The 13,185-nt window shown below is 56.9% G+C and carries 11 protein-coding genes; 5 read left to right on the top strand and 6 right to left on the bottom strand.

Features of this window, described 5'->3' with window-relative positions; all coding sequences use genetic code 11:
- Positions 1-42 precede the first annotated feature (42 nt).
- Genes ODQ19_RS13080 through ODQ19_RS13065 form a run of 4 tightly spaced genes read right to left on the bottom strand, consistent with a single transcriptional unit; the run spans position 43 to position 5,775 of the window.
- Positions 43-1,236 carry an EAL domain-containing response regulator gene (locus tag ODQ19_RS13080; RefSeq protein WP_003192443.1) on the bottom strand — a complete coding sequence of 398 codons (1,194 nt, stop codon included), beginning with the start codon at positions 1,234-1,236 and terminating at the stop codon, positions 43-45.
- Positions 1,223-4,021: an ATP-binding protein gene (locus ODQ19_RS13075; protein WP_330210248.1), complete on the bottom strand. Its 2,799-nt coding sequence runs from the start codon at positions 4,019-4,021 to the stop codon at positions 1,223-1,225. Before ODQ19_RS13075 ends, ODQ19_RS13080 begins: the two co-directional genes overlap by 14 nt.
- A gap of 57 nt (positions 4,022-4,078) precedes the next feature.
- Positions 4,079-5,062: a fimbrial protein gene (locus tag ODQ19_RS13070; RefSeq protein ID WP_003192439.1), complete on the bottom strand. Its 984-nt coding sequence runs from the start codon at positions 5,060-5,062 to the stop codon at positions 4,079-4,081.
- Positions 5,063-5,085: 23 nt separating this feature from the next.
- Positions 5,086-5,775 (bottom strand): fimbrial biogenesis chaperone, encoded by a 690-nt coding sequence (locus ODQ19_RS13065; RefSeq protein ID WP_442962743.1) that lies wholly within the window; start codon positions 5,773-5,775, stop codon positions 5,086-5,088.
- A gap of 198 nt (positions 5,776-5,973) precedes the next feature.
- Here ODQ19_RS13065 and ODQ19_RS13060 point away from each other — a divergent pair, with 198 nt between their 5' ends.
- Positions 5,974-6,495, top strand: coding sequence for a hypothetical protein (locus ODQ19_RS13060; protein ID WP_003192436.1), 522 nt, complete (start codon positions 5,974-5,976; stop codon positions 6,493-6,495).
- A gap of 15 nt (positions 6,496-6,510) precedes the next feature.
- Here the strand turns inward: ODQ19_RS13060 and ODQ19_RS13055 are convergent, their stop codons facing one another.
- Both ODQ19_RS13055 and ODQ19_RS13050 read right to left on the bottom strand, forming a co-directional pair.
- Positions 6,511-7,716 (bottom strand): DUF1835 domain-containing protein, encoded by a 1,206-nt coding sequence (locus ODQ19_RS13055; protein ID WP_330210246.1) that lies wholly within the window; start codon positions 7,714-7,716, stop codon positions 6,511-6,513.
- A 283-nt stretch (positions 7,717-7,999) separates the two neighbouring features.
- Entirely contained in the window at positions 8,000-9,076 is a 1,077-nt protein-coding gene (locus tag ODQ19_RS13050; protein ID WP_330210245.1) for an aldo/keto reductase, read from the bottom strand.
- 346 nt (positions 9,077-9,422) lie between these two features.
- Between ODQ19_RS13050 and ODQ19_RS13045 the strand changes: the two genes are divergently transcribed.
- The 4 genes from ODQ19_RS13045 to ODQ19_RS13030 are packed head-to-tail and all read left to right on the top strand — an operon-like array spanning position 9,423 to position 13,122.
- Positions 9,423-10,400: a cysteine synthase family protein gene (locus ODQ19_RS13045; RefSeq protein ID WP_330210244.1), complete on the top strand. Its 978-nt coding sequence runs from the start codon at positions 9,423-9,425 to the stop codon at positions 10,398-10,400.
- Entirely contained in the window at positions 10,378-10,938 is a 561-nt protein-coding gene (locus ODQ19_RS13040; protein WP_330210243.1) for a phosphoribosyltransferase family protein, read from the top strand. Before ODQ19_RS13045 ends, ODQ19_RS13040 begins: the two co-directional genes overlap by 23 nt.
- A 22-nt stretch (positions 10,939-10,960) precedes the next feature.
- Positions 10,961-11,878 (top strand): DMT family transporter, encoded by a 918-nt coding sequence (locus tag ODQ19_RS13035; protein ID WP_050989046.1) that lies wholly within the window; start codon positions 10,961-10,963, stop codon positions 11,876-11,878.
- Positions 11,875-13,122, top strand: a complete 1,248-nt coding sequence (locus ODQ19_RS13030) for an ATP-grasp domain-containing protein (RefSeq protein WP_330210242.1) — start codon at positions 11,875-11,877, stop codon at positions 13,120-13,122. Before ODQ19_RS13035 ends, ODQ19_RS13030 begins: the two co-directional genes overlap by 4 nt.
- Positions 13,123-13,185: the final 63 nt, after the last annotated feature.

Raw genomic sequence — 13,185 nt, 5'->3', positions numbered from 1 at the left:
CGGTACAGGATGGAGCTTACTCCCTGGAATCGCGGCCGCCAGCTAGTGAGATGTCGCGGGGCCATCATTGTTCAGTAGTTGCTGAAATTGGTCCGAAGACACGGCGTGAGAGATCAGGAAACCTTGCACCTGATTGCAGTCGATTTTGCGCAGCAGCGCCAATTGCTGCGGGGTTTCTACGCCCTCGGCCACCACCGTCAGACCCAACTTGCGGCCCAGCGCGATAATGCTCGCCAATGCCTGGGCGATGCCTTCGTTGTCGTGGCTGCCCTGCACCAGTGCCTGGTCGATCTTCAGTTCGGTAAAGGGCGTGGACACCAGATTGAGGTAGGAGCTGTAGCCCTTGCCGAAATCATCCTGGGACAAACCGAACCCCTTGATCCGCAATCGGCAGGCGCCGGCGTAGAAATTGCTGATGTCCTGCGGCACCGAACATTCCATCAACTCGAAGCAGATCATTCCCGGGATACCATCGTGGTGCAGCACGAACTCCAGCAAACGGTCGGCCAGGTCATGGCTGTTGAGCAAGTGGGTCGGCAGGTTGATCGACACCGGAATTTCATAGCCGCGCTGGCGCCAGTGTTCCTGGGCGTGGATCGCTTGCTTGAGCACCAGCCACAACAGCCGCTCCTCCAGTTCGAACGCCTTGATTGCCGGCAGGAACGCGGCAGGCAGCATCACGCCTTGTTCGGGGTGCATCCAGCGCACCAGGGCTTCGGCGGCGACGATACGGCCGTTGGCCAGGGATTTTTTCGGCTGGAACCAGGCCTGGAACTGGCCGCTGCTCATGGCCTGCACCAACGTGTGACGGTCGATGTCCATGTGCTCGGGCAGTTCGGGGGTAGGCGTGCGCACCCTGTTCCTGAGTTGGTTGACCAGGGTGCGTAAGGCTTCGGCGTTCACGGGCTTGGAAATCAGGCCAAGCACTTCCACATCGAGGTTTTTCGCCACCAGGCTGGCCGCCATCAGCATGCGCCTCGACGCCGCACTCATGATTGCCAGCGCCGGCTTGCAGCGCAGGCTGGCCAGGCACTGGATAAACTGCACGCCGTCCATGCCGGGCATCAGCAGGTCGGTCAGTACCAGGTCGAAGTCCCGCTGGCGCAGGCGCTCCAGCGCTTCTTTGCCATCCTCGGCGGTTTCAAGCAGGAAGTCTCCCAACTCGCTGAGCAAGTTCTGCAGGTAGATATGCTGCAGGGGATGGTCCTCGACAATCAAAATACTAAGGGGCTTCATGGGTGATCCGTGCATAAGGCGCCAGGGAGTTGAATAGAGCCCGCAACGCAAAGGGTTTGACCAGGCAATGGTTCATGCCGGCGGCCAGGCACAGGTCGGCCTCGCCGCGCATGGCGTTGGCGGTGGCCCCAATAATCGGCAACGTGCAGCCCTGGCGCCGCAGTTCACGCGCCAGTTCATAGCCGTTGATATGGGGCATGTTCACATCCGTCAACACCACGTCGAAGTTGCCGGCGGTGTGGAGCTGCAACGCTTGCTGACCGTCGGCCGCCAGCTCCACGGTGCAGCCGAGTTCTTCCAGTTGATCACGCAAAATCAGCTGGTTGATGATGTTGTCCTCGGCCACCAGCAGGTGCAGGTTGAGTTTGTTCAGATCCCGCCGGTGCGTTTGCTCATCGGCACGGGCCACCCATAGCCCTTGCGCCTGGCTCACGGCCTGATGAATAGCCCCCAGGTGGTTGAGGTTGACGTGCCAGGCGCCGGCGTCGGCTTCTACGCCGGGGCAGGCGTTGCTGCTCACGTGAATCACCGGCCCGGGCCACTCGGGCACCAGCAACGGGTCGACGCTGCCGGGGTGCACTTGCAACAGCAGATGCGTGTCCGCCAGCGTCGGCAAGCCGGCCTGGGCCCTTGCGCCCCAGCGGCGCAACCAGCCGGCGATCGCGTTTGCCAGTTCCGGGATCGGCGAGGCCACGTAAATGGTCTCAGCCAGCAACGGTGTCATCGGTGCAACAGATGCTTCTTCCAACGGTAGGATCAGGCTGAAACTGCTGCCCAGGCCGAGTTCGCTGACCATGCGGATATTGCCGTTCATCAACTCCGTCAGGCGCTGGCAGATAGGCAGGCCCAGGCCGGTGCCGGCGACCACATTGGTATTGCCTTCACTCTGGTAAAACGGCTCGAAGATCATCGCCTGGTCTTCCTGGGCGATACCTTTGCCGGTGTCCGAGACTTGCCACAACAGACTGGAGCGTTCCCCGTCGCGGCCCAGCACTTTGACCCGCATTACCACGCGCCCATAGTCGGTAAATTTCACCGCGTTATTGAGCAGGTTATTGAGAATCTGGCGGATGCGCGTTACGTCGCCGATCAGGCGTTCCGGCAGCTTGGGATCGAAGCAGGCATACAGCTGCAGGCCCTTGGCGTGGGCGGCTGCGGCGTAGCCCTGGATGATTTCATGCACAAGGTCCAGCGGCGAGAACTCGCCCATCTCCAGTGCCAACTGCCCGGCCTCGATCTTCGATACGTCCAGCACATCGCAGATCAGTTGCAGCAAGGTCGACGATGAGCCTTCGATCGCCTGCAGGTAGTCCTTTTGTTGTGCATCCAGTTGCGTGCGCGCCAGCAGTTCCAGGGTGCCGAGCACGCCATACAGCGGTGTACGGATTTCATGGCTCATGGTCGCCAGGAACAGGGTTTTTGCCGCGTTGGCTGCGTCCGCCGATTGCCGCGCCTCTTCCAGCGCCGCCTCGACCTGCTTGCGCGCACTGATGTCACTGAAGGCGCAAAACAGCACGTCTTCGCCTTTGTAGCGGGTCGGTGCACTGCTCAGGTACAGGTGACGGCCGTCGATGGTTTCAAAGTAGTCACTGCGCTCGGAAGGTCCGTTGGCAAAGGCTTGCTCGATCCAGCCGGCGCGCAGCGCCTCGCGCTCCGGCCCGTTACCCAGCCATTGCTGGGCCAGGGTGTTTTCCAGTACCACCTGGCCGTCGGTGCGGCGCAGCACGCAAAGGGCCACTGGCGCGGTCTGGATCACATCGCGGCCGAAGGCTTCGCTTTCGATCAACGCCTGGATGCGATGGATCGACGGAATGATGAAACGCTGATCGACGCGGCGCATCACCAGCCAGATCAGTGTCAGGCTGAACAGGCAGAACAGCAGCGAACCGAGCAGCTGTTTCCACAGGCCGGTGACCACCGCACGCAGGTCGATGGAGTACATCAACTGCCACTCGGAGGACTTCAAGTGTTTGCGAATCACCAGGTGGTCGGGCAGCCAGCCGCTGCCGACAAAACCGAAAAAACTGTCTTCGCCGGGCCTCAGGTGTTGCTGGCTCAACTGTGTATCGGTGCTGTTGGTGAACACCAGCATGCCCTGGGAATTGAGCATCATGAACTCACCGGCGCTCTGGTCGCTGAGTGTCGATGAGACTTCACGGCTATCCATCTCCAGGCCGAGCCAGCCGGAGTCGCGGTCGCGTTCGTCCAGGCGGATGAAGATGTATAGGTGCGAGTGCTGTTCAGTCCTGTCGCTCAGCCAAAGTTCGTTAAGTGTGGCCGGGTCGGTGTGCTGCAGAGCCTTGAGGCGGTTGAGCATACATTTGGAAATCGGCAATACCTGCGGGGTGGCGTCGTAAAGGCGCATCACTTGCGGGTTGGGGCCGGCGTTTACATAGAGTAGGTTCAGCTGTGTGGCCTTGAGGTAGTCGCGCATGCGTGCGGTCAGCCAGATGCTCCACTGGTTGCCCGATGTGTCGCCCAATTCCAGGTGTTGTTCTTCGGCCGAGGACGGATAGACCCTGGACTGCTTGCGCACTGCCGACAGGCTCAGGCTTTCGAGCAGGGCTTGGCGGTTGGTGAAAAAGGTATGGGCTTCGGCAATGGCGCTGCTCATGTAGCCGCGGCGCTGGGAGATGTCGTTGTTGAAAGTCGACAGCAAAAAGGTATAGACCCCGCTGAGGATGCCTACCAGCAGCACGCTCGCAAAAATACGAAGCAGCCTTCTGGCTGCTTCGGGTCGGGAGAGGACGGGGTTGATCTGGAGCAGATAACTTTTCAATCGCATCGGCAGACTTTACGTCTGGGCCTCTGCCGGTGGCATAAGACGATCCTTAAAAATCACCTACTTGTAGTACATATCCACCACTACGGCAGCGTCGAACGCTCCGGGAATCGGTAGGGTGCGCCACTTGAGGTCGGCGCGGAATTCATCGTGGCTCTGGCCCAGGCCCATCAGCTCCTGCAGCGTGAACCAGTTATTGAAGGGCAGTTGCTGCTGGCTCTCGGCGCGAGACAGCGAGATGCCGACTGAGCTGTTGTTGTCCGGCACCAGCAGGCCATTGTTCACACTGCCGCCGCCCGGCGTGGTGGCGAAGCGTGCACTGACGGTATAGGGCGTGTCGCAACCTTTGCGCAGGTTCAGGCTGAAGTTCGCGCTGCTGGCGACTTCACCGATCGAGGCCTTGCGCGAAGGTGTGGGGAAGTTGACCACGCTGGGGCTGATGGTCAGTTCGGGAGTGCAAGGCACGAAGCGGATATCGTTCATGCCAGTGACCACATAATTGAAGTTGCTGTTGGGGCGTGAGTTGAGCCCGCGCACGCCGTCCAGTTGGAACACGCGGTAAGAGGTCAGGGTGCTGGCCTGGCCGCTCGGTGGCGTGGGGTCGTACTTCTCGATGAACACGCTGAAATTGAGGGTGAAGCGCGCCTTGTCCCAGCCCACGCAGTTGGACAAATTGCAGCCTCGGTCGGAGAAGAAACCGGTACCGACCTTACCGGTGCTTTGGGTAATCGGTTGGTTGTTATAGCGAATGCCCACGCGGATCCCGGTGCCGATACTCACGCTGGCCGGGTTGACGTAGAAATACACTTCCTCACGGCCGTGGAGGTAGTCGTCCTTGCAGATGACATTGGTCGAGCGCGGGCCGGATTCCCAAATGATGGTGCCGTTGGGTGCATCGGCGGCGACTGCCAGCGCCGTGCCCAGCGCTTCCTGGGTGATGATCGAGTTGGTGCCGTCCTCGCGGCAGGCCAGTGCGTGGCTGGTGGCGGGCAAGACCGCGCAGGCCCATATCAGTAGGGGTAAACAGCGTTTGGTCAGTGACATTGGTATAAATACCCCGTGATTTATCAGTTGAGCGCCGTGCTATGACGGGCTTGCAAACCGATATCGGTGATTTCGGTGAAGTGGAGAGTGGCGCCCTTGGACACAGCCTCGAGCGCGGTCAGGGTTTTGCGTTCATGGGGCTTGAGCAGCAGGTAATCGCTGAGCGACTGGCTGTCGATTCGCAGGTTGACCAGCGACAGGTGGAAGGCGCTGGGGTTGTTGACCGTCACCGTGCGCCCGTCGCTGCTCCATACCAATTGCTGCACCGCCTCGGCCGAGCCGCCCTGGAGTGCGGGGGGCCGATAGAACAGCTTGAGCCGCTGGCGGATCGCGAACTGCACGCTGTTGGGGTCTTCAGGCTTGAGCGGGATCTCCATGATATTGAGCCAGAACAGCGATTCCCGATCGCTGGGCAAGCCCTCACCGGCATACAGGATGCGCAGCTTGTGATGCTCCCCGGCGCCCAGTTGTACCAATGGCTCGGTGGCGGCAAAGGGCACGGTGCGGTCGGCTGATTCGTCCTCGCCGGTGATCCAGGTTTGCACCACCACTTCCCGCGAGGCCTGGTTGACCACGCTGATACCGGCGGCCTTGTCCTGGCCGAAATAGATCAGGCGGGTGCCTTCGATCTTCAGCGCCGCATCGGCAGGCGGGGGCGCAAGCACCAGCAACCCGCAGGCCAGCAGCACCATTCTGAGTAGAAACATGAACACGGTAATTCCATGGTCGGGTAAGGGAACGCAGCCCATGGTAGGTAGCGAGTGGCGCGAAGGCTTTGAGGCGATTCTTAAAAGTACGGTGTGCCCCGGATTGCCGTTTCAGAATCGCCTTAAAGTCAGGGTTCACCCCTGACGGTTACTTTGCTCCGCGTTGAATGATCGACGCGGATGCCCAACTGTCAGGTTTACCCTATGTCCAATAAAGCGTTACGCCTTCTGATTGCCGATGCAGAGCTTTTGCAACGGATCAAGATCGAGAAAATGCTCAACCAGCTGGGCTATCACCGCATCGCCCCGTTGAGTTCGTTCGACGAGTTGCAGGCACTGACACGCTCGGGCGTTGTGGCGTTTGACCTGCTGATCATCAACACTGCGCTGGTGCACTCGCGGCAGGTCAACCTGCTCAAGTACTGCCATGACAACCCGTTGATCCGCCACACGCTGATCTATGACGGGCAATGTGCGCAGCGCTCGGTAGTGTCGGTCTCGGTCAGCCAGACCCTGCACCTGTCGTTGTCACAGTCGCCAGACTTCACCTCCCTGCGTCGCTGCATGGAAATTGTCGATCCGGCACACAGTTCTCCGACCGCTGAGTGGCCCATGCTGCGCGCCGTGGACGGCCGAGCGCCCCAGCCTTCGATGAGCCCGCGGGCGGTCTACCAGGGCGATCCGACTGTGGTGGCATGCGCTGTTGGGTTATTTCCCAAGCGCTGATCGTATCGCGCAGCATCAGTCACGCCAGACGGGCAGATCATCAAGGCCCAGTGCCCAATGAGGTTGCCGTGGCTGCAGGCACACACCGCCGACCCAACGCTCATGGCTGGCGTGCTCCAGCCAGCAGGCATTGCCGTCCAGTACCTGCTGCGCCAGTGGCGTCAACGCCAATACGCGGCGCGGCCACTCCACGTCCGTTTCGGCCTCGATCAGCAGCGGCGCCGTCCCATCAATCAATGGGCGCAGCAGCGCGTGAAACATCATATCGCCCAGGAAAGGCAGTGGCTCGCGCTTGGCCATCAACTCGGCAAACACCCGACCGAAAGGCACAGGCCCGGCCTCAGCGATATACCTCAGGGACAAACGTTCAGTCAGTGACAAACCGTCCTCGATACCCGGCAACTCCTGTAGCTGGCGCCGTAACGCCGGTGCCAGAAAAGGCAGGGCAGGGTGATTGCCATGGGCCAGTTCCGCGAGCTTGAGCGGTGAGCTGTCGCAGTAAGCCGACCAGGCCCGTTTGGCCAACTGCACTGCGTCGTCGTCGATCAAGCGCCGCTGCGGCCAGAGCCAGGCCAGCACATCGGGGGCCAATTGGCCTATGCCGATAAATCGCTCGACTCCGGGAATTCGGTCTGCCTCAATCAGCTCCAGCTTGCGCGGCGCCTGCTCAAGGCCAGCCAGGGCGCGGACCAGGAACAATTGATCGTAGGCGTCCGCCTCGCACCACAGCACACTGGGATCGGCGTTGTTCAAGGCTTGTAGTTGGTTGTATTCATCGTTGATGCGATGCGCAACTTCAGTGGAGTCAATGGCAAAGGCCTGGCTGATAAAGGTACTGCGCATCGCTCGGAACGCTTCGCTGGGTAGTTCACGCACTGGCCCCATGCACAGCGGGTCAGTGAGCATCCGGAACTGTCCCTTGAACCCGGCCAGTTGCAGGCTGTGGGCAATATCATTACCACACCGCCAATGGGTGGTGCGGGATTCATCGCTGGCATCGAAACCAGGGTGGCGGGCGGCAAAGTCGAGGGCGTCGACGTGGGCCTTGAGCTTGGGCCAACTGGCGAAGCCCAGCTGTTTGGCTACCTGCCATTGAGCCTGGGACAAGGTTGCGCTGGGGTCTAGGCTTTTCAGCTGCGACAACAGTTCCTTGGCGCGCTTGCGCTGCTGCTCAAGGTTGAGGCGGCCGTCGGTGTTTGAGGCGAAAGGGCGTTGCGACATACGAGCTCCTTGTTCGAACCTTTTCCGCTTTAAGGTTGGGAGTCGTAGAAATGAGGTAGAGCTGTGATGTCCTGGGCGCAGCCCTTTCCGCGGAAGGTGGCGTAGAGAGCGCCAGGCGGAAATATAGGCAGCATTGCCGTCGGGTGGCAACCCCAAAAATGTAGGAGCGAGCTTGCTCGCGAAAAACGTCAACGATAACGCGTGCTTCCTGAATAAACGCGGTGCCTGTGGTTTTTTCGCGAGCAAGCTCGCTCCTACAGAAAAGCCTGCTCCAAGGGGGGGGTTATTTTTCCTGGCGGGCATCCAGGGTTTTTTGATGCTCGGCCAGGAAGGGTTGCTCCGCTGGATCAAAACGATCAATCCCGGCGGTGAAACGGTGCCAGTAGGGGTACAACGGCTGACGACGCGTGACAGCCTCGATGCGCGCCGACTGCTCGTCGGTGAGTTTCAGTTCGGTGGCCGCCAGGTTGTCGCGCAGGTGTGCTTCCGTACGGGCGCCGACAATCAGCGAGGTGATCCCCGGGCGATCCTTGAGCCAGGCCAGGCAGGTGCGGGCGACGGAGACGCCGTGTTCATCACCGACGGCGGCGAGGGTCTCGATAATGTCCAGCGCACGCTCCTGGTCGTGGACATAGGGTTCCGGCCAACCGCTGCCCTGGCGGGTATTGGCCGGCGGCTTATGCCCGCGTCGGGTCGAGCCGGTCAGCAAGCCTTCGCCCATCGGGCCCCATACCAAAGTACCGACGTGCTGGTCCAAGGCCAACGGCAGCAATTCGTACTCGGCTTCACGGGATTCCGGGGTGTAGTAGATCTGCTGGGTGATGGGCTTGAGCATGCCGTGCAGCTCAGCCTTGCCCAGGGTTTTCATCATCTGCCAGGCGGTGAAGTTGCTGGTGCCGAAGTAACGGATCTTTCCCGAGCCGACTAACAGACGCAGGGCTTCGAGGGTCTCTTCAATGGGCGTCATGCCGTCCCAGTTATGCAGTTGGTACAGGTCGATATGGTCGGTGCCCAAACGCTTCAAACTGGCTTCACAGGCGCGAATCAAGTGATAGCGCGATGAGCCGGAATTGTTCGGGTTCTGGTCCACCGGGCTGCGGCCCTTGGTCGCCAGCAGAATATCGTTGCGCTTGTCGCCCAAGGCTTTGCCGACGACCTCTTCGGCCAAGCCGTGGGAGTAAAGATCGGCGGTGTCGACCATATTCACCCCGGCATCGAACGCGATATCGAACATACGCTTGGCCAAGGGCACGTCCACTGCGCCGCATTTTTCGAACTCCGCACGACCGCCAAAGGGCACGGTGCCCAGGATGATTTCCGATACCAGCAGGCCGGAATGACCCAGTTGTCGGTATTGCATGTCGCCTCCTACTTAACGTTGCACGTGAAGGTGTGAACGATGGGGAGGGCGATAGTTTGAATTTTTTAATGAAAACTCGTCTGAGGGGGGCGCCGCACCATTGCGGCCACGGGATTTGGCAGGGCGCACTGCTATTGAAGGTGGCGAGTCTCGTACGAAAAGTCTTTTTTGTACGTAATAAATTGTTAGTTATTACGTGGTTTACCTGCTGTTGTCGGGGCGTTCCTACATACATTTCCCTTAATGGATAGGTGGCCAAATGTTTTCTATTACCTATCCGTTCGGCTAGCTATTATTTATCGAAATGATTTGCTAGCGTCTGAATTCATTGACGAGTCGCTGAGGCATGGAAATGGAGCTGAAAGATATTGGTAATACGCCGCTACTCGAATTGGCAACACTTTCTGTGAATGGAAATAGGGTTTTCTCTAAGTGTGAGTACTTGAATCCATCGGGAAGTCATAAGGATCGCACCTATTTAAATATTATCAATAAATTGGAGAAGGCAGGCGTCCTTAAACCTGGTATGACGCTAATTGACTGTTCTACTGGGAACGGAGGGGCTGCACTCGCTTGGATCGGCAGGTTGAAGGGATACGGCGTAAAGATATTCATGCCTGAAGGTATGACCGAGGAGCGGAAAACACAAATACGTACCTATGGGGCGGATATAGTAGAGACTCCAAAAGAGTCTTTTTTGACGGGAGCAGTTCTCCAAGCAAAAGCGTATCTATCCGAGAACTCATCGGAAGAGTTTTATTATCTGGATCAGTCTAATAGCCTGTTGAATAAAGACAGTTGGCGGTGCTGTGGGAAAGAAATCGTGAAACAGTTGAGTGCACAAAATATCGTGCCGGATTTCTTCGTGTGCTCAATCGGTACGGGCGGCACTTTTTCTGGAATCGCTGAGGTATTGAAGCAAACGTACAGTGGGATTAAAACAATAGCGCTGGAGGTTAGCAACTCTGCGCCTCTGTTTGCGCAAAGAAATAATTTGGCGTTCAATCATCGCTCGCACAATTTGATGGGTTTGGGCGCAGGAGTTTTATCAGCGAATACAGACTCCGGTCTAGTTGATGAAATACGAGTGATTGATGATGTCGACGCTTGGGCTCGGATGAAGCACTTCATCGCGTCAGAAAAAATACCCATTGGACCAACCTGCGGAGCCAATCTACTGATGTGTGACGAGATCGTTCAAGCGCATAAATGCAAGAGCATAGTCACGTTATTTTTTGATAGCTCTTGGAAGTATGCGAGTCGCTGGGATGGGTTTTATCCTGAGTACAGTGAGGTGCGCCATGTTGCTGGAAGAAATTTATAAAAAAGCTAAAGTTGTGAGATCTGGAAAATCTCTGACTACGGTCAATGAGTTTACGGATCAGATACCTGCTTTGCGGCCGGAAGTTTTAATTGAGGTCGCGCATAAAATCATCAAAGTCATGGAGCGTGACGTTTCGAAAATTGTCACCGAGGAAGATAAGGGGGCCGCGTTGGCAACCACGGTCTCATTGTTGACGGGTATACCTTTAGCCATGGCCAGGTGGTATTCCTACAGTCTTGGTGGTTTCAATGAGCAAGTGGTCGATATTGACTCCGAATACTACAAGGGACAGTTGTATCTCAACGGCGTCGAAGTTGGCGATCGAGTCATCATCATTGACGATACGCTAAGTTCCGGCGGTGCGGTAATTGCGCTGGTAGACGCTGTGAAAGGGGCGGGTGGTGAAGTGGCAGATGTTGTCTGCGCTGTAGAGAAGGTTGGGAATTTTGGGGTTGAGAATGTAGTAGGTGCGACTGGGATTGCCGTTAAAACGATTTTGAAAGTGTTGGTGAGCGAAGATCGAGTAACGGTTGAATGAAAATGCGCGCGCGGGTGGCTAAATGTTGATGCAACGAACCGGGTTAATTATCGGCTTGGTGTTTTGCTTGATCAGTGCGGCATTCGATGTTTATGTTGCGTTGGTCACGCAGTCGATCAGCACGTTGAACGTTATTTTTTATTGTTTTACAACGTCAGCCTGTGTCTTTGGTGTTTGGGCGGTTTATCGAAATCCCAATTCATTGTGGTCAAAGCTCAGAACCCAATGGCGATTGATCGTTATCATCAATCTTGCGGTTCTGTGCAATTGGGGCGGGTTGTTTTACGCACTCCGGTATCTGGAGCCAGCAGTAGTGGGAGTCGCCTCCGTAGCCTGCGGCCCTGCACTCACGTTGATTGTCTCCCTGCTGACCAATCGTAGCGTGAAGGTGGCCGTAGTCGATGCGGTGGTTTCATGGCTGGTGCTCATCTCGGTAGCGATGATGTTGTTCAATTCCCTTGCGGGGGACAGCGGTGTAGTCACCACCACCGCTGTGCAGCGGGTGCTCGGTATCGTTAGCGTATTGACGTGCGCGTTGGGCACGGTCATGTACACGGTTTTTTCTAAAGAGATGTTCGCTCGTCAATGGTCGGTCTACGAGATTTTGGGTGTCAGAAACATCGCGATGGTGGGTGTCTGTGCCGTTGCGATTCCTGCTACAGGAGGCAGCTTTTTACTCGATAGTGGATGGGTTCTGCCTATGGCTATCTTGGTGATAGCCGGACATTTGCTGCCGATTTACCTGATTCAGAAAACCATCTATTACCTCACGCCTATTCACGTTTCCCTGGTATTGCTGACGCTTCCTGTGTTCGTTTTTTTGTTCCAGTACCTGGATTCGAGAGTTGGGTTTTCTGTAGCCAGCCTCTCAGCCGTAACAGTCATCATCTTTTTGCTGTCGTTCAGGTCGTTGCATGCGCTGAAACGGGAGATCGTATGAAAATTGTGATAGTCGATGGGTTCTCATCGGGTAAATTTTTAGCGAAGCAATTGAACGACGATGGCTGCGTGCTGGTGCATGTGGCTTCATCAGCAACACTGGACGGCTATTATTATCAAGGTTTTGATTGCACGCTTTATGAGCAGATGATCGTCAATAGCGATTTTGGAATGACCTTGGCTGAAGTCCAACGCTTCATGCCACAGTTCATCCTCGCGGGTGCAGAAACGGGTGTGCTTCTGGCTGACGAGCTGAATGAGCAACTGCAGCTGCCTTATCGCAATGATTTCGACAAAACTAACGCACGTCGAAACAAGTACGAAATGATCCATTGCATTACCCAGGCGCAGTTGCCGGCCGCAAGGCAGTTCATTACTGATAGTTGGCGTCCTGCACAAGAGTGGATCGATGAACACGGACGTTTTCCTGTGGTCATCAAACCCCTCGAGAGCGCAGGCGCCGATGGGGTGTCTATTTGCGAGGATATGTGCGCGTGCAAAGCTGCTATGGAGCGCCTGTTAGGAACGACCAACAAACTAAATATACCTAACACGCGGGTCCTGATTCAGGAATACCTGGCGGGACTGGAGTATGTGGTGAACATGGTATCGCTCGACGGGCAACAACTCGTCACTGAAGTCGTCCGTTATCGAAAGCAGCGAACGCCGACCGGCGGCGTACTCTATGACATTGACGAACTGATTGGGCCCGATTCGATGGTTTATCCGATTCTGGTCCAATACACACGAGCAGTGGTGCAGTGCCTGGGGATCCGAAATGGGCCTAGCCATGCGGAGATTATGTTTACTGAAGACGGTCCGAAACTGGTGGAAATTGCTGCCCGCACTGACGGCATTCTTCGGCCTGGGGTTTCAAAGGTAACTACTGGCCTTGGTCAGATCGATGCTGTGGTTTTATCCCTCATGCAGCCTGAGTTATTTGAACAACAACTGGCGAGGAAGATCAATTATCAGCGTCTGCAACATACCTACAATGTTTGCTTGATAAACCGCTCAGAGGGGCGTTTTGAAAAAGATGGGTTCTTGAAGGAGTTACTCAAGCTTGAGTCGTTTTTCGAAGCAGTGTTTTACGTTGAGGACGGCCAGCAGATCGGCGTGACGCAGGATGTTTTCAGTCAGCCGGGCACGGTGTATCTGGTACATGAAGACCCCGCCGTGCTCAAGGCAGATTACCACCAGATTCGCATACTTGAATGGCAGGGGGCTTATCTGGCGGAGAGGTAGCCGTTCGCCATGGATCACCTCATTGTTTCATTCTGTGAAATGCTGGATTGCACAATCTGGTGA

Origin of the sequence: Pseudomonas sp. AM4(2022), assembly GCF_036346515.1 — a bacterium.
Classification (GTDB): Bacteria; Pseudomonadota; Gammaproteobacteria; order Pseudomonadales; family Pseudomonadaceae; genus Aquipseudomonas; species Aquipseudomonas paracarnis.
The sequence above is the reverse complement of the archived record's forward strand: the minus strand, read 5'-3'. Positions and strand labels throughout refer to the sequence as shown.